The sequence below is a fragment of the Billgrantia hypersalina genome, from assembly GCF_052584175.1.
Window position 1 is genome coordinate 87,394 of sequence record NZ_JBMIQI010000019.1, and the last position, 17,380, is coordinate 104,773.

Below are 17,380 nucleotides of genomic sequence, written 5' to 3' on the forward strand. Positions count from 1 at the left end.
CGACGATGCCCCCGGCCGCTTGTGACGGCCAGGGGTCGTGCCTCGTAAGACTTACTGATTGAAGCGCAGATACTTGAAGTGCGGCGTGTTCTCGCTTTGTACCTTGAAGTCGATATCGTCACGCATCGACCAGGTCAGCATCTGGTGGTGGATTGGGATGTAGAGGATCTCGTCGTGCACGATGTCCCAGGCTTCCGCGATCATCTCGTTGCGCGCTTCCTCGTCGATCTCCTGGCCCATGGCCACGGTCAGCTCGTCCACGCGCTCGTCGGAGTAACCGGTGAAGTTCCAGCTGCCGCGGTCACCCTCCTTGGTATGGTAGAGGTAGTTGAAGATGTATTCGGAGTCCATGGTGGGCACGCCCCAGCCCAGCAGGTAGAAATCGTACTCCTCGCGGGCCAGTTCGGCGAAGTGCACAGAGCGAGTCTGTGCCGCCAGGTCGACGGTGATGCCGATGCGCGCCAGCATGCTGACCACCGCCTGGCAGATCTGCTCGTCGTTGACGTAGCGGTCGTTGGGGCAGTTCAGGGTGACGCGGAAGCCGTCGCCGTAGCCGGCCTCCTCCATCAGCTGCTGGGCGCGGTCGATATCCGACTCCGGAACCTCGTCCATCTCCTCCGTGTAGCCGTTGACGAACGGCGGCGCGATCATGCCAGCCGGCTCGGAGTTGCCACGCATCACTGCGCGCTGGATGGTGTTGGCATCCACCGCCAGGTTCATCGCCTCGCGTACGCGGCGATCGGCGAAGGGGTTGTCGTCGGTGTCGGCGGTACGCAACTCGGCCGAGCCCATGTCCATGCCCAGGAAGATGGTACGGTTTTCGGCACCCTGCTCGTTCTTGATCCCGTCGGCATTGGCCAGGCGCTCGATGTCCTGCACCGGGGTCTCCTGGAGAAAGTCGACCTCGCCGGAGAGCAGCGCCGCCACGCGGGTGGAAGCCGACTCGATGGGGGTGAAGACCAGGCGGGTGATCTCCAAGGGATAGTGGTCGATACCCCAGTAGTCGTCGTTGCGCACGAATACGGTACGCACGTCGGGCTCGCGGCTCTCGACGCGGAACGGCCCGGTGCCGTTGGCGTTGCGCACCGCAAAGGTCTCTTCGCCGGCGGCGTAGTTCTGGGGCTCCTCGACACCGTGCTCCTCGGCCCACTCGCGGCTCATGATGAACAGGTTGGTGAAGTTGTTCGGCAGCAGCGGGTTGGGCTCGCTGGTCTCGACCTCGACGGTGTGGTCATCGACTGCACGTACTTCGGAAATCGAGGTGAGCAGGCCGCGCATGTCGGAGTGCTCGTGCCGCGCACGGTTGATGGAGAAGACCACGTCCTCGGCGGTCAGCGACTGGCCTTCATGGAAGGTCACGCCCTCGCGGATCTTGAAGACCCAGACGGTGGGCTCGTCCTCCTTTACGTGCCACTCGGTGGCCAGGCCGGGCTGGTACTCGACGTCCATGTCCTGGTAGACGAGGGTATCGAATATCTGGTGATTGACCGAGTGGGTCGGCCCCTCGTTCTGGGAGTGGGGGTCCATGGTCAGGCTGTCCGCGGAGCGGGTCCAGCGCAGGGTTTCGGCATTCGCGGCGGTGGCCAGCATGGCGCCGACGACGGCGGTGGCCAGAAGGGTCTTCTTGGGTAGCATCTTGTTATGTCCTCAATCAAGCGTTTGATGGGCATGCGCCCTGGTAGAGGGTTCTCCCATACCTTAGCCAAGAAAGCCAGAATTACCTTAGGAAAGCTTTTCAGCGCTATTTCGACTGTGGTTAGTTGCATTTCCGGCCTTGCGCTACTTCCCTGGCAAACTGCTCGGCCAAGTACGCGTCTTAGGTTACAAAAGGAAACAATACAGAGCGAGGAGAGGTTGATGAAACTGCTGACGACCCGGGTCGCCCCGGAGTGGGTCGATTACAACGGCCATATGAACGATGCCGAATATGCCCGGGTGTTCTCGCTGGCGGTGGACACGCTGATGGAACGGATCGGCCTCGATGCCGTAGGGCGCGAACGCCTGGGCCATACTCTGTTCACGCTGGAAACCCACCTCTGCTACCGGCGCGAGGCCCACCAGGAGCAGGCGCTGGGCGTCGAGGCCCTGCTGCTCGACCGCGATGCCAAGCGCCTGCATGTGTTCTTCACGATGACCGACGAAGCCGGCGAGACGCTCGCCACCAGTGAGCAGATGCTGATGGGAGTCGACGCGCAGAGCCGTCGACCCGCCCCCTTCCCGCCTGCCGTGCTCGGAGCCATCGACGGCCTGCCTCATGCAGAAAGCGATGCCTGGCCGGCAGCCGCCGGGCGGCGCATCGGCATTCCGAGGCGTTGAGGCAAAGCCCCGCCAGTCTCAACGCAGTAGCGGCCTCAAGCGCTTTAACACCGATGAACTTTAAATTGACACAACTGTACATTCCCCTCTATTGTCGTGAGACATACAACAATAGAGAGGCCTGGCCATGGCCAACGACCCGCTGCTGCAGCCTTTCCAGCTCAAGCACCTGACCCTCCGAAACCGGCTCATGATGACGTCGCATGAGCCCGCCTATCCTGAGGACGGCATGCCCAAGGCGCTCTATCGCGCCTACCATGTGGAGCGGGCCAAGGCCGGCCTGGGCCTGACCATGACCGCGGGATCCGCGGCGGTGGCGAAGGACAGCCCTCCCGTGTTCAACAACATCCTCGCGTACAAGGACGAGGTGGTGCCGTGGATGAAGGAACTCACCGACGCCTGCCACGAGCACGGCACCGCGGTGATGATTCAGTTGACTCACCTGGGCCGGCGCACCCGCTGGGACAAGGGCGACTGGCTGCCTGCGGTCTCTCCTTCCCACCGTCGTGAGCCGTCCCACCGCGCCTTTCCCAAGCAGGTCGAGGATTGGGATATCGAGCGCCTGATCCGAGACTACGCCGATGCCGCCGAACGCATGCATGCCGCCGGCCTCGACGGCATCGAGCTGCAGGCCTACGGTCACCTGATGGATCAGTTCTGGTCGCCGCTGACCAATACCCTCGAGGCGCCCTACGGCGGCGATCTCGACAACCGGCTGCGCTTCACCTTCGACGTGCTGCGCGCCATTCGTCAGCGGGTCGGCGAGAATTTCATCGTCGGCGTGCGTTACACCGGCGACGAGATGCTGCCGGGCGGGCTGACGGCAGAAGACGGCATGACGATCTCACACCGCCTGAAGGACAGCGGCCTGCTCGATTTCCTCAATGTGGTGCGCGGTCATATCGACACCGACCCGGGCCTCACCGACGTGATTCCCATCCAGGGCATGCCCAGCGCTCCGCACCTCGACTTCGCTGGCGAAATCAAACGTCAGGTAGACTTCCCCACCTTTCATGGCGCCAAGATTCAGGACGTCGCCACCGCCCGCCATGCCATCGCCTCGGGCAAGGTCGACATGATCGGTATGACCCGCGCCCATATGGCCGACCCGCACATCGTGCGCAAGATCGTGGAGGGCCGCGAGGAGGAGATCCGCCCCTGCGTCGGGGCCAACTACTGCCTCGATCGTATCTACCAGGGCGGCGCCGCCTACTGCATCCACAACGCCGCCACCGGGCGCGAAACCACCATGCCCCACACAATCTCCGAGGCGACAAACAAGCGCCGGGTGGTGATCGTCGGCGCCGGGCCGGCGGGGTTGGAAGCCGCCCGCGTCGCCGGTGAGCGGGGCCACGATGTGCTGGTGCTGGAAGCCGCCAGCGATGCCGGCGGCCAGGTGCGCCTCACGGCACAGAGTGAGCGCCGCCGAGAAATGATGGGCATCATCGATTGGCGTCTGGCGCAATGCGAGGCGTTGGGCGTCGAGATTCGCTACAACGTCTGGGCCGAAGCCGATGACGTGCTCGCCGAGAAGCCGGACGTGGTGATCGTGGCCACTGGCGGCTACCCCATGGAAGACCAGCCCGAGGTCGGCAGCGAGCTGGTGGTCAACACCTGGGACATCCTCTCCGGGCACGTGGCGCCGGGCAGCCGAGTGCTATTGTTCGACGATGCCGGCGATCATGCCGCCATGCAGGCGGCGGAGATCATCGCCGCCACGGGTGCCGAGCTCGAGATCATGACCCCCGACCGTACCTTCTCGGCGGAAATCATGGCCATGAACCTGGTGCCCTACATGCGCACCCTGCAGCGACCCAACGTCATTTTTACCCCCACCTATCGGCTGAAAGCCGCGAAACGGGATGGCAACGAACTGCTCGCCACGATCACCAGCGACTACATGGACCTGGACCATGAGCGGCGTATCGACCAAGTGGTGGTCAACTACGGCATCACGCCGATGGCCGACATCTACTTCGAGCTCAAGCCACACGCCCGCAACGGCGGCGAGGTAGACTACGACGACCTGATCGCCGGCCGACCCCAAGCGGTCGTGCGCAACCCGGGCGGCAGCTTCCAACTGTTCCGCATCGGCGATGCCGTCGAGTCGCGCAATACCCATGCGGCGATCTACGATGCCCTGCGGCTAGTAAAGGATATCTAATGCCCACCGCCCCTGACCGCGGTACCAAGTGGAAAGGCTCCCGCAATGCCTGGCTCGACGCCGCCTTCGAGCTGCTGCTCGACTCCGGCGTCGACAGCGTGCGGATACTCCCCTTGGCCAAGCGGCTCAAGGTGTCGCGCACCAGCTTCTACTGGTTCTTCAAGGATCGCGAGGCGCTGCTCGACGCCCTGGTCGAGCGCTGGCGGGAGAAGAACACCCAGGGGCTGGTGCGCCAGACCGAGGCCTACGCCGAGAGCATTACCGAGGCGATCCTCAACGTCTTCGACTGTTGGCTCGACCCCGGGCTCTTCGACTCCCAACTGGAGTTCGCCATGCGTAGCTGGGCCTTGCAGTCGGCGGAAGTCGCAAGGGAAATCGACCGTGCGGACGAAATCCGTATCGAGGCGCTGACGCGTATGTTCGAGCGCTACGGCCATGACCCGCTGGCGGCCAATGTACGCGGCCGCACCATCTACCTCACCCAGATCGGCTACATCTCGATGAAGACCCAGGAAAGCCTCGAGGTCCGCATGAAGCGCATCCCCGCCTACGTCGAGATCTTTACCGGACAGCCGCCCCAGGCCCGGGAGCTGAAGCGCTTCCAGGCCCGGCACGGCTATGCGTTGGAAACGGTGACCTGAGGATTATTCCTCGTCGATCAACCGCTGCGCGAGAAACGTGAACGCCAACGCCTGCATGTGGGCGCGCTGGCGGTTGTCCGCCGCGCCGCCGTGGCCGCCTTCGATGTTCTCGTAGTAGAGCGCCGGATGCCCCTGCTCATGCAGGCGTGCCATCATCTTGCGGGCGTGGCCGGGATGGACGCGGTCGTCGCGGGTGCTGGTCATCAATAGCGTCGGCGGGTACTCGGTCTCGGGATCGAGGTTGTGGTACGGCGAATACTCGCGCAGGAAACGCCAGTCGTCGCTTTCCGGGTCGCCGTACTCGGCCATCCACGAGGCGCCGGCCAGCAGCAGGTGATAGCGGCGCATGTCGAGCAGCGGCACCTGGCACACCACGGCACCGAGCAGCTGCGGATAGCGGGTGAGCATATTGCCCACCAGCAGGCCGCCATTGGAGCCGCCCTGGATGCCCAGCCGCTGCGGCGAGGTGACGCCGCGCTCGATCAGGTCTTCCGCCACGGCGGCGAAGTCCTCGAAGGCCTTGTGGCGCTTCTCGCGCAGCGCGGCCTGGTGCCAGCGCGGGCCGTACTCGCCACCCCCGCGAATGTTGGCCACCACGTAGACGCCACCCTGGCTGAGCCAGGCCCGCCCCACGCCGGGGCTGTAGCCGGGTAGCATGGGCACCTCGAAGCCACCATAGCCGTAGAGCAGGGTCGGGTGCTCGCCGTTCGGCTCGAGATCGCGCCGGGCCACCTGGAAGTAAGGGATCGGCGTACCGTCCTGGCTGGTGGCGAAATGCTGGGTCACTTCCAGGCCTTCGGCGTCGAACAGCGCCGGGGCCTGCTTGAGCGTCTCCAACGCCTCGCCGACCCGGCCATGCAGCAGCGTGGTCGGCGTCAGGTAGTCGCTGACGATGACGAAAACGTCATCGCTCTCCTCGTCGTCCACCGCGCTCACGCTGACGCTGCCCAGCGCCGGTACACCGGGCAGCGGCTCCGGTTGCCACTTTTCCTTCTCCGGTGTCAGCACGTAAAGCCGGTGCTTGACGTCATCGAGCACGTTGAGGATCAGGTGGCGGCGGGTCCAGGTGACGTCGGAGAGCGAGGTGCGCTCGGTCGGGGTGAAGAGCACGCGCAGGTTCCCCTCGCCGCGCATGAAGGCGTCGAAGTCGGCGATCAGCAGCGCGCCGGCGGGGTGGGTAATGCCCGCGACCTCCCAGGGCTCGCGAAGCTCGACCAGCAGCCACTCGCGATGCACCTGCTTGTGGGCCGAGTTGGGCACCTCGATGCGGCGCAGGCTGCCGTCGGCCTGGCGCAGGTAGAGCTCGTTGTCGTAGAAGGCCCGTGCACGGCTGACGAAGTCACGCTCGAAGCCTGGCGTCGAGTCGTGCCCGGCCCCCACCGCCATGTCGTCGGGCTCCCCCTCGAACACCGTCTCGGCGTCGGCCATCGGCGTGCCCCGCCGCCACTGCTTGACGATGCGCGGGTAGCCGGAGCTCGTCATCGAGCCTTCGCCAAAATCGGTCTGTACGAAGACCGTGTCGCGATCGACCCAGCCCAGGCCGCCCTTGGCCTCGGGGCGGAAGAAGCCATTCTCGACCCAGCGCTTCTCGACCAAGTCGAACTCGCGGGTGACGTCGGCGTCGGCACCACCGCGGGAAAGCGAGATCAGGCAGTGGCGCCAGGGCTCACCGGGCGAGGCCGGGCGCAGGCATTGGGCGCCGTGCCACACCCAGTTCTCGCCCTCCTCGGCGTTGAGCGCGTCGAGGTCGATCAGTACCTCCCACTCGGGCCGCGCCTTGCGGTACTCCTCGAGCGTGGTGCGCCGCCACAGCCCGCGCGGGTGGTCGCGGTCCTACCAGAAGTTGTAGAAGTACTCGCCGCGCTTGACCACGAAAGGGATGCGATCGTCGGCCTCGAGGATCGCCTGCAGGTCGCCGCGCAGCTCGGCGAAGCCGGGCGTGTCGGCCAGTTCGGCCTGGCTCTCGGCGTTGCGCGCTTGCACCCAGGCCAAGGCGCGCTCGTCCTCGACCTCTTCCAGCCAAAGATGGGGGTCTTGTTCGTCGTGCGGGGCAGCCATGCGGGCCTCCTGGTGGGCGTGGTTTGCCCACCAAGCTAGCCTGCCCCGGCCGTCGACTCAACGACTCTGGTGTCTCATCGCTCGAACACCACTGTGCGGCTACCATTCAGAAAAACACGCCGGTCCACGTGTAGGGCCACCGCCCGGGCCAGGGTCAGGCACTCGATGTCGCGCCCTTTGGCGATCAAGTCCTCAGGGTAGTCGGCATGGCTGACCGGCTCGACCCCCTGGGTGATGATCGGCCCTTCGTCGAGATCGTCGTTGATGTAGTGGGCCGTGGCGCCGACCAGCTTGACCCCCTTCTCGTAGGCCTGGTGGTAAGGGCGTGCGCCCTTGAAGCCGGGCAGCAGCGAGTGGTGGATGTTGATCGCCCGGCCGGCGAGCCTGGCGCTCAACTCAGTCGACAATACCTGCATGTAGCGCGCCAGGATGACGAGCTCGGCGCCACTCCCCTCGATCACATCCCATACCTGCGACTCCTGTTCGCGCTTGGTGTCGGCGGTGATCGGGAAGTGGTGATAGGGAATGCCGTGCCACTCCGCCAGCGACGCCAGGTCGGGGTGGTTGGAGACGATGGCGCGTATGTCGATCGGCAACTGGCCGGTGCGATAGCGGTAGAGCAGGTCGTTGAGGCAGTGGTCGGCCTTGGACACCATGATCACTACCGGCAGGCGCCGCTCGGGGGGTGTCAGCTCGAAGGCCATCTCGAACTCGGCGGCGCGCTCGGCGAAGCCGGCCTGGAAGGTCTCGGCATCGAAACCGGGCTCCTCGGGGCGGAACTCGGTGCGAATGAAGAAGCGACCGCTCAGGCGGTCATCAAACGATTGCTGCTCGGTAATGTAGCAGCGCCGCTCCTTGAGGAAGCGGGTCACCACGTCGACGGTGCCCAGGCGACTGGGGCACTGCGCGGCCATGATCCAGATGTCGGAACTACGACTCATATGCAAATTCTCCTATCGTCAGAAGCCCCGAATTATCGCTAGCCGGGGCTTTCCGGCGACAGGTCTCCGCGGGGGCGCTATGAATACATCCCTGTACGCAACCGATTCCATCCGTGGAATCGGACCCCCGCTGCGACCTGTCCCCGGTGCCCCTCGACGATGGCTCAACGCTCCACGCCGATTCCGTACTCCGCGCCGGCATCCAGCAACCAGCGGTAGAGGTAGTCGGCGAAGCTTCTTCGCACCACCAGTTCCCAGCGGCTCTCCGTGGCGCGGCGCAAAATCAGGCTGCTCTTGGCGAACACCGTGGTGACGCCCTTGCCTACCGGGAAGGCCTCGGGATGGACGTCGTAGGGCGTCGACTTCATCAGCAACTCGCGGGCCTGCTCGCCCTCGAGCTCGAGCAGGGTCTGTCCGCCGCCGACGTTGACGATGGCGTAGTGGGCATCCCCCAGGGCCTCGCGCAGGCGCTGCTCCAGGGCAAACTCCTCGCCACCGGGCACGATTACGAGCCACTCGTCCGGCGACAGCCACTGGATCGAGCGTTCGCCGCCCTCGTCGCGGCTCAGCGTGTTGGGGCGTGCCGGCAGCGCCAGGCCGAGCACCTGGCGCACCGCCTCGTCGAGCACGATGGCGCCACCGCGCAGGATCAGATGGCCGAGCATCGCCCGTTCGCGCAGCACGACACGGCTATTGGCGCCGATGCTCGGCCGGCCGCTGTCATGGTAGGACCAGGCCAGCGGGGATTCGGCCGGGATATCGGTCTCGGGGCGTACGTCGTAGACGTTGGCCCAGGTCGCAGTGGATTCAGACATGCTGGCGCTCCCCCTTGCGGTCGTAGAAGATCGTGCCGACGATTTCCGCGGCGTGTGTCTTGCCGTCGGCCATGGGCAGGTAGACGGTCTCGCCCATGCGCTGGTGCCCCCCCTTGACCACTGCCAGAGCGAAGCCGCTGCCCAGCGTCGGGCTGTAGTAGCTCGAGGTCACGTGACCCACCATGGGCATGGGAATGGGGTGGTCCGGATCGAAGACGATCTGGGCGCCCTCTTCCAGCACCACGGTGGGGTCCTTCGGCTTCAAACCCACCAGTTGCTTGCGATCCGTGCGGCGGGTGTCGGAGCGCGACAGCGCCCGCTTGCCGATCCACGAGAACGGCTTGTCGTAGCCGACGGCCCACTGCATGCCCAGGTCCTCGGGGGTGACCGAGCCGTCGCTGTCCTGGCCGGCGATGATGAAGCCCTTCTCGGCCCGCAGCACGTGCATCGTTTCCGTGCCGTAGGGCGTCAGGCCATACTTGTCGCCGTGCTCGAACAGGGTCTTCCAGACGTGCATGGCATAGTTGGCCTGGACGTTGATCTCGTAGGCGAGCTCGCCGGTGAAGGAGATACGGAAGACCCGTGCCGGTACGCCGGCCACCTGACCCTCGCGCCAGTCCATGAACTTGAAGCTGTCGCGGTCGAGGTCGATGTCGGTGATTTCGGCCAGCAGGTGGCGCGCCTCGGGGCCCGTTACCGTCATGGTCGCCCAGTGGTCGGTTACCGAGGTGAAATAGACCTTGAGCTCCGGCCACTCGGTCTGGTGCCACAGCTCCAGCCACTCCATGACGCCTGCGGCACCACCAGTGGTGGTTGTCATCAGGAAGTGGTTCTCGCCCAGGCAGCTGGTGGTACCGTCGTCCATCAGCATGCCGTCGTCCTTGCACATCAGGCCGTAGCGGGCACGCCCCACCTCGAGCTTCAACCACTTGTTGGTATAGATGCGGTTGAGGAACTCGCGGGCGTCCGGGCCCTGGATGTCGATCTTGCCCAGGGTCGAGGCGTCGAGGATGCCAACCTTCTCGCGCACCGCCAGGCACTCGCGGGCCACCGCCTCGTGCAGGGTCTCCTTCTTGCCGTTGACGGTCTGCGGAAAGTACCAGGGGCGCTTCCACTGGCCGACATCCTCGAACTCGGCGCCGTGCTCCACGTGCCACTGATGCAGCGCGGTGTAGCGCTCGGGGTCGAACAGCTCGCGACAGTGGCGGCCGACGATGGCGCCGAAGGTCACCGGGGTGTAGTTGGGGCGGAACACCGTGGTGCCTACTTCGGGGATCGTCTTGCCCAGGCAGCGGGCGGCGATGGCCATGCCGTTGATGTTGCCGAGCTTGCCCTGGTCGGTGCCGAAGCCCATGGCGGTATAGCGCTTGACGTGCTCGATGGATTCGAAGCCTTCCCGCGTGGCGATCTCGATGGCCGCCGCGGTGACGTCGTTCTGCAGGTCGACGAACTGCTTGGGTGCGCGCAGCGTCGGCTTCTCGTGGGGCACCTGGTAGAGGGCACAGGCGGCGCCTTCACGGCGGGCGTCGACCTGCGGCAACTCGATCGCCCTGGCAGCCATGCCGAGGGTCTCGAGGGCCTGCGCGGCCATGGCCACGCCGTCGGCCATGCCTTGGGCCAGGTCGTGGATGCCTCGGGCGCTACCGGCGGCATGAACGCCCTTCACCAGGCCCGGCACGAAGCCGAGAATCGCCTCGTTCCAGGTCGGACGCGCCCCGGTGTGGGAGGCCAGGTGAATGACCGGGCTGTAGCCGCCGGAACTGGCGATGGTATCGCAATCCAGCGTCTCGGCCTTGCCGACCACCTTGAACGCCTCTGTATCGATGGCGGCGACCCGGGCGCCGTTGACACGATTGCTTCCCTTGGCCTCGAGCACCGCCGAACCTTCGATGATTCGGATGCCGCGAGCGCGGGCCTGCGACACCAGCTCACCGTCTGGCGCCTGGCGCGCGTCGACGATAGCGACCACCTCGCGGCCGGCATCGTCCCAGTCGAGGGCAGCACGGTAGGCATGGTCGTTGGTGACGGAGAGTACGAGCCTGTTCCCCGGCACCACGCCGTAGCGGCGGATGTAGGACGAGACCGCGCCGGCCAGCAAGTTGCCCGGCACGTCGTTGTTGGCGTATACCAGCGGGCGCTCGTGGGCGCCGGTCGCCAGCAGCACCTGACCGGCACGCACGCGATGCATCCGCGAGCGGCTGGGACGGTAACCGCTCTTCACCGGAGCGGTCTCGCCCAGATGCTCGGTGCGCCGCTCGTGCAGTGTCACGAAGTGGTGATCGTGATAGCCATTGGCGGTAGTACGGGGCAGCAACGTGACGTTGGCCAACCCGGCGAGTTCTTCGAGCACTTGCGCCACCCACTGGGGAGCGGGCTGGTGGTCGAGCAGTTCGCGACTGTCGAGCAGCGAACCGCCCATCTCCTCTTGCTCGTCGCATAGGATCACCCGGGCGCCGCTGCGCGCCGCCGCCAGCGCTGCCGTCAGGCCGGCCGGGCCGGCACCGACGACCAGCAGATCGCAATGCTGATGCAGGTGATCATAGTTGTCGGGATCGGGCTCCATGGGGCTGCGGCCCAGCCCCGCACCCTTGCGGATGTACTTTTCGTAGGTCATCCACATGGAGGCCGGCGCCATGAAGGTCTTGTAGTAGAAGCCCGGCGGCATGAAATTGCCGCCCAGCTTGCTGACAAGCCCCATCAGGTCGCGCTGCACGCTGGGCCAGCCGTTGGTGCTGCGCGCCACGAGACCTTCGAACAGTGCCTGCTGGGTGGCGCGCACGTTGGGCACCTGAGCCGCCTCGGTGCTGCCCAGCTGGACCAGCGCATTGGGCTCCTCGGCGCCGGCGGCGACGATGCCGCGCGGGCGCGAGTACTTGAAGCTGCGATTGACGACGTCCACGCCGTTAGCCAGCAGCGCCGAGGCCAGCGTATCGCCGGCATGGCCCTGATAGCGCTGGCCGTTGAAGGTGAAGCTCAGCTTGCGCGAGCGATCGATGCGCCCGCCCTCTTTGAGACGGTTCGGCTGATTCAAGGACTGGCTCATGCCTGCTCTCCTTTGACCGATGCCACGGCGGCCTTGCTGGCGCCCACGGTCTGCTGGCCGCCGGCGGCGACCTGCACGTTGCCCTGTTTTTCGAGACGCTCCAGGCTTTCGGCCGTTACCGTCGGCCGTTCGCCCATCTTGTAGGTCTCGTAAATCTCGTAGGTCACGGTGTTGCGCGTGACGTTGAAGAACTTGCGGCAGCCGACTGCGTGCACCCACAGCTCATGGTGAACGCCGCGCGGGTTGTCGCGGAAGAACAGGTAGTCGCCCCACTCCTCGTCGCTGCAGGCCTCGGGGTCCTTCGGCCGCTCGATATGCGCCTGGCCCTTGGGGTGGAACTCCTCTTCCTCGCGGAGCTCCTCGCAGTGGGGGCAGTAGATATGGAACATGGAAATGCCTCCTTAGTGTGCGACCCCGGCCGCACCGTGTTCGTCGACGAGAGCGCCGCTATGGAAGCGGTCGATGCTGAACGGCGCAGCGATCGGATGGGCCTGGTTCTTTGCCAGGGTCCAGGCGAACACGTGGCCCGAGCCCGGCGTGGCCTTGAAGCCGCCGGTGCCCCAGCCGCAGTTGAAGAACAACCCCTTCACCGGCGTGGCGGAGAGGATCGGGCAGGCGTCCGGGCAGGTGTCGACGATGCCGCCCCACTGCCGGTTCATGCGTACCCGCGAGAAGATCGGGAACATCTCGACGATGGCCTGCAGCGTATGCTCCACGGTGGGGTAGCTGCCACGCTGCCCGTAGCCGTTGTAGCCGTCGATGCCGGCGCCGATCACCAGGTCGCCCTTGTCGGTCTGGCTGATGTAGCCGTGCACGTGGTTGGACATCACTACGGTGTCGAGCACGGGCTTGAGCGGCTCGGAGACCAGCGCCTGCAGCGGATGGGACTCCAGCGGCAGGCGGAAACCGGCCATCTTGGCCAGCACGCCGGAGTTGCCTGCCGCCACGCAGCCGACGGTCTTGGCCTCGATGTCGCCCCGGTTGGTGTGCACCCCAAAGACTCTGCCGTCACGGATCTTGAAGCCGGTGACCTCGGTGTTCTGCAGCAGATCCACACCCAGCGCATCGGCAGCGCGGGCAAAGCCCCAGGCCACGGCGTCGTGACGCGCCACGCCGGCTCGCGGCTGCCAGGAGGCGCCGAGGATCGGGTAGCGAGCGTTCTTCGAGCAATCCATGATCGGCACGATCTCCTGGATCTGCTCGGGCGTGAGCACCTCGCTGTCGATGCCGTTGAGGCGGTTGGCGTTGACCCGACGCTGGACGTCGCGCATGTCCTGGAGGGTGTGGGCCAGGTTCATCACGCCGCGCTGGGAGAACATCACGTTGTAGTTGAGGTCCTGCGACAGCCCTTCCCACAGCTTCATCGAATGCTCGTAGAGGGCCGCCGCCTCGTCCCACAGGTAGTTGGAGCGCACGATGGTGGTGTTGCGCGCGGTATTGCCACCGCCCAGCCAGCCCTTCTCGACCACGGCCACGTTCTTGATGCCGTGCTCCTTGGCCAGGTAGTAGGCGGTCGCCAGACCGTGACCGCCACCGCCGACGATGATCACGTCGTACTGCTTCTTCGGAGTGGGGTTGCGCCACTGGCGCTCCCAGTTCTCGTGGTGGCTGAGGGCGTGCTTGGCCAGCCCGAAACCTGAATAGCGTTGCATCTTCTCTCTCCTCGACCGGCCCCGCTGGGCAGGGCCGGCACTGGCGGGTTCAGGCGGTGGCGGCTTCTTTTGCGGCTGCCGGAGCGGCGGCGTAGACCGGATGCCGTTCACAGAGCTCGGCGACCTTCTCGCGCACCTCGGCTTCCACGGCATCGGTGCTGCCTTGCTCGGCCAGCACGTCGAGGATGTCGCAGATCCAGCCGGCGAGAGCCTGGCAGTCTTCCACCGAGAAGCCGCGTGAGGTCACCGCCGGAGTGCCGATGCGCAGGCCCGAGGTGACGAAGGGGCTTTGCGGGTCGTTGGGCACGGCGTTCTTGTTGACCGTGATATGCGCGCGGCCCAGCGCGGCGTCGGCGTCCTTGCCGGTCACGCCCTGGCGGATCAGCGAGACCAGGAACAGGTGGTCATCGGTGCCGCCGGAGACGACGTCGTAGCCGCGCTCAACGAACACCTGGGCCATGCCACGGGCGTTGTCGATTACCCGCTGCTGGTACTGCACGAAGGCCTGGCTCATGGCCTCCTTGAAGGCCACCGCCTTGGCCGCGATCACGTGCATCAGCGGGCCGCCCTGCTGGCCGGGGAAGACTGCGCCGTTGAGCTTCTTGTAGAGCTCCGGGTCGCCATGAGCGGAGAGGATCAGGCCGCCGCGCGGGCCGCGCAGGGTCTTGTGCGTGGTCGTGGTGACCACGTGGGCATGCGGGATCGGGCTCGGGTAGAGTCCGGCAGCGACCAGCCCCGCAATGTGGGCCATGTCGACCATGAACCAGGCGCCAACCTCGTCGGCAATGGCGCGGAACCGGCGCCAGTCCACCACGCGCGAGTAGGCGGAAAATCCGGCGATGATCAGCTTGGGCTTGTGGCTGCGTGCCAGGCGTTCGACCTCGGCGTAGTCGATCTCGCCGGTGTCGGCGTTAAGGCCGTACTGCACGGCGTGGTAGTGCTTGCCAGAGAAGTTGGGCGCGGCGCCATGGGTCAGGTGGCCGCCGTGGGCCAGGCTCATGCCGAGCACGGTATCGCCCGGCTTGACCAGGGCCATGAAGGCGGCGGCATTGGCCTGGGCGCCGGAGTGGGGCTGTACGTTGGCGTAGTCGGCGCTGAACAGGTCGCAGGCGCGCTCGATGGCGAGCTTCTCGACCACGTCGACGTGTTCGCAGCCGCCATAGTAGCGCTTGCCCGGGTAGCCCTCGGCGTACTTGTTGGTCAGCTGGGTGCCCTGAGCCTCCATCACCGCGCGGCTGGCGTAGTTCTCCGAGGCAATCAGCTCGACGTGCGCCTCCTGGCGCGCCATTTCATCGGCGATGGCGGTAGCGATCTGGGTATCGAATGAGGCGAGACCGGCTTGGTTCATGACTGACTCCTGTTGTTATGCCCCGTTGAATCTATCGGCAGCCCGCTGGGGGAAGAAATTTGAAATCCTTATGTCCGGATAAGCGTCGCGCAGTGCGATCGACTCACCCTGGAATTATTAGCGGAGCCAGCAGATCAAAGATTGAACAAATGCGACAGCTTTGCTGAATGACAGGCACGGAAGGACGCGGTGTTCGACCTTTGGGGGACACCTCCCCGGGCGCTGCTTCGATGCGCCCAGGTCGCTTGTGATACGGGAGCTAGCGCCTATCGGGCTCAGCCCGCAGGACGGGATTCGATATGCAGGAAGAACGGGTCGACCCGGTCGCTTCCCGGCTCCTCGGCACGCTTGCGCATCTCCGACGGCGGCATGCCAAAGGCGTTGCGGAAGTGGCGCGAAAAATGCGCCGTATCCGCGAAGCCACAGCGCTCGCCGATCTCGGTGACGCTCTTGCCGGTGTAGTGCAGTAGCCACAGCCCGTAGCGCAGGCGCAGGTCGCGGGCGAACTTCTGCGGCCCGACCCCCAGCGTCTCGCGGAAGCGGCGCTCCAGGTTCCGTCTTGACGTGCCGACCCGCTCCGCCAGCGCTTCCATGGCGATCGGCTCACCCAGGTGCTGCTCGAGCACGGCGATGGAACGGCGCACCAGGCGATCCTCGATCTTGCCGAACACCACCGGTTGGGGTTGGGGGTGCGCCCCGGCGCGGGCTTCCTCGAGCAGCATGATGCGCAGGCTCTTCATCGCCCAGGCCTTGCCCAGGTGCCGCTCGACCAGGTAGGCCGCCAGGTCTGCCCCCGCCGAGCCGCCGGCACAGGTGAGCCGGTCGCCATCGTCGACGAACAGCCGGTCGGCCACCGGCTCGATGGTCGGGAAGCGCTGGATCATGTCGCGGTGGTGGTACCAGCTGACGCAACAGCGCCGTCCATTCATCAGGCCAGCCTGGATCAGGGCGAAGGCACCCGTGCATAGCCCGACCAACGGCACCTGAGCGCTCGCCGCCCGTCGCAGGTAGGCCAGCGCCGTGGTATCGGCCCGGTCGGCGTCGTCCAGCACGCCGCCGATCACCACGATGTAGTCGAAGCTCGCCGGATCGCGAAAGGGCTCACAGGGGGTGATGGAAGCCCCACAGCTGGAAGCCGCCGGCTCACCCATGCTGGTCATGAAGGTCCAGTGGCAGCGCAGCTGGCGCGAGCGGTCGCCCTCGTCGGCGGCCAGACGCAGGCAGTCGACGAAGGCAGCGAACGGCAGCAGGGTGAAGCGATGCAGCAGGACGAAGCCGACCGAGAGGGGTTCGCCCCTGATAGGAAGATTCATGGCGGCTCCTGCGTCATCATGACGGTTGTTGCGAAAGAACCAGGCAGGCTGGGTATCTCTCGGATCGACTCTATCCGATTCTACAGGACAGACAAGATGCCATCCGGTGTGCAAGGATCTTGTGCACCAGGTGGTGCAAGCCGCCCCTATATTAGCTTGACAAGATAATGACCAATATACCGACAGACCTTTTGAGAACTTTCGTTACCATAAAGGACCTGGGAGGCTTCACCAGTGCCGGGGAGCTGCTGGGTCGCTCACAACCAGCGATCAGCCTGCAGGTCAAGAAGCTGGAAGAGATCCTTGGCACCAAGATCTTCTTGCGTGGCTCTAGCCTCGAGTTGACCGAAGACGGCGAATACCTCTACGAAGCCGCTCGCCAGATGCTGGAGATCAATGACCAGATCATCGCCAAGGTCCGGGGAGACAATATTTCCGGCAAGGTCAGGCTCGGCATTCCCAACGACTTCGAACTGGCGTTTCTTCCCAAGGCCCTGAGGAACCTTTCGCGCGTTTATCCCAACATTTTCGTCGAGGTCGACTGCGAGATCAGCAAACTGATCCTTCAGCGCTACCAGAAGGGACATTACGACATCGCGCTGGCCATGGAGCACAACAAGGAGGACGAGGACAGAGACCCACGCGACTACCGGCTGGAAAGCCTAGAGTGGGTCTACAAGGACAGTCGGCTCATCAATGGTTATGATGAACCCATTCCGCTGATTGCCTACCCGCTGGGTTGCGTCTATCGCTCCCTCATGGAAGAAGCCCTTCAATCACAGCGACACCCTTTTCGCTTCATGTACACCAGCACCAGCCTGCTGGGAATATTCTCGGCAGTAGAAGAAGGCCTGGGCATCACGGCGATGGCCAGATCGGTGATCCCCGAGCATTTGAAACACACCGCCAGCTCCACGCATCTCCCCGAACTGGGCAAGGTATGTATCGGCTTGTACTACAAGGAACGCGAGCTCAACGTCGCTTCTCGCCACGTGCTCGATTTCCTTCGCTCCGGCATTGCCAACATATAGCCTAAGTCGAATAGAAACATGCCTGGCAACCATATCGTGGCTGCCAGGCTGATCATCG

General features: G+C 65.1%; 13 protein-coding genes and 1 pseudogene. 4 read left to right on the plus strand and 10 right to left on the minus strand.

Going from position 1 to position 17,380, the window contains the following annotated elements; translation table 11 throughout:
- Window positions 1–51: 51 nt before the first annotated feature.
- Window positions 52–1,635 carry an ABC transporter substrate-binding protein gene (locus ACOJCM_RS18645; RefSeq protein WP_445213580.1) on the minus strand — a complete coding sequence of 528 codons (1,584 nt, stop codon included), beginning with the start codon at window positions 1,633–1,635 and terminating at the stop codon, window positions 52–54.
- A gap of 222 nt (window positions 1,636–1,857) precedes the next feature.
- Between ACOJCM_RS18645 and ACOJCM_RS18650 the strand changes: the two genes are divergently transcribed.
- The 3 genes from ACOJCM_RS18650 (at window position 1,858) to ACOJCM_RS18660 (ending at window position 5,121) form a co-directional block, all read left to right on the plus strand.
- Entirely contained in the window at window positions 1,858–2,316 is a 459-nt protein-coding gene (locus tag ACOJCM_RS18650; protein WP_445213581.1) for a thioesterase family protein, read from the plus strand.
- Window positions 2,317–2,443: 127 nt separating this feature from the next.
- Window positions 2,444–4,480, plus strand: a complete 2,037-nt coding sequence (locus ACOJCM_RS18655) for an oxidoreductase (RefSeq protein ID WP_445213582.1) — start codon at window positions 2,444–2,446, stop codon at window positions 4,478–4,480.
- A complete protein-coding gene (locus ACOJCM_RS18660) occupies window positions 4,480–5,121 on the plus strand; it encodes a TetR/AcrR family transcriptional regulator (RefSeq protein WP_445213583.1) in 642 nt (213 codons plus the stop codon). Before ACOJCM_RS18655 ends, ACOJCM_RS18660 begins: the two co-directional genes overlap by 1 nt.
- Window positions 5,122–5,124: 3 nt before the next feature.
- On the opposite strand, the gene ACOJCM_RS18665 is transcribed toward ACOJCM_RS18660, so the two are convergent.
- The 9 genes and pseudogenes from ACOJCM_RS18665 to ACOJCM_RS18705 form a co-directional block, all read right to left on the minus strand.
- On the minus strand, window positions 5,125–5,778 hold the full coding sequence (locus ACOJCM_RS18665; protein ID WP_445213605.1) for a prolyl oligopeptidase family serine peptidase: 654 nt from the start codon (window positions 5,776–5,778) through the stop codon (window positions 5,125–5,127).
- A gap of 210 nt (window positions 5,779–5,988) precedes the next feature.
- Window positions 5,989–7,179, minus strand: a pseudogene (locus ACOJCM_RS18670) (prolyl oligopeptidase family protein); the annotation flags it as partial.
- Between the two features lie 74 nt (window positions 7,180–7,253).
- Window positions 7,254–8,120, minus strand: coding sequence for a formyltetrahydrofolate deformylase (purU, locus tag ACOJCM_RS18675; RefSeq protein ID WP_445213584.1), 867 nt, complete (start codon window positions 8,118–8,120; stop codon window positions 7,254–7,256).
- Between the two features lie 164 nt (window positions 8,121–8,284).
- Complete coding sequence (locus tag ACOJCM_RS18680; protein WP_445213585.1) at window positions 8,285–8,935, minus strand: sarcosine oxidase subunit gamma; 651 nt, start codon at window positions 8,933–8,935, stop codon at window positions 8,285–8,287.
- A complete protein-coding gene (locus tag ACOJCM_RS18685; protein WP_445213586.1) occupies window positions 8,928–11,978 on the minus strand; it encodes a sarcosine oxidase subunit alpha in 3,051 nt (1,016 codons plus the stop codon). Before ACOJCM_RS18685 ends, ACOJCM_RS18680 begins: the two co-directional genes overlap by 8 nt.
- Window positions 11,975–12,367, minus strand: coding sequence for a sarcosine oxidase subunit delta (locus ACOJCM_RS18690; protein WP_445213587.1), 393 nt, complete (start codon window positions 12,365–12,367; stop codon window positions 11,975–11,977). The genes ACOJCM_RS18685 and ACOJCM_RS18690 overlap by 4 nt, the downstream gene beginning before the upstream one ends.
- A gap of 12 nt (window positions 12,368–12,379) precedes the next feature.
- On the minus strand, window positions 12,380–13,630 hold the full coding sequence (locus tag ACOJCM_RS18695) for a sarcosine oxidase subunit beta family protein (RefSeq protein ID WP_445213588.1): 1,251 nt from the start codon (window positions 13,628–13,630) through the stop codon (window positions 12,380–12,382).
- A 49-nt stretch (window positions 13,631–13,679) separates the two neighbouring features.
- Window positions 13,680–14,978 (minus strand): serine hydroxymethyltransferase, encoded by a 1,299-nt coding sequence (gene glyA / locus ACOJCM_RS18700; protein WP_445213589.1) that lies wholly within the window; start codon window positions 14,976–14,978, stop codon window positions 13,680–13,682.
- Window positions 14,979–15,253: 275 nt separating this feature from the next.
- Window positions 15,254–16,291, minus strand: a complete 1,038-nt coding sequence (locus ACOJCM_RS18705; protein WP_445213590.1) for a GlxA family transcriptional regulator — start codon at window positions 16,289–16,291, stop codon at window positions 15,254–15,256.
- 191 nt (window positions 16,292–16,482) lie between these two features.
- On the opposite strand from ACOJCM_RS18705, the gene ACOJCM_RS18710 reads away from it, so the two are divergent.
- Complete coding sequence (locus ACOJCM_RS18710) at window positions 16,483–17,322, plus strand: LysR family transcriptional regulator (protein WP_445213591.1); 840 nt, start codon at window positions 16,483–16,485, stop codon at window positions 17,320–17,322.
- The last annotated feature ends 58 nt before the right edge of the window (window positions 17,323–17,380 follow it).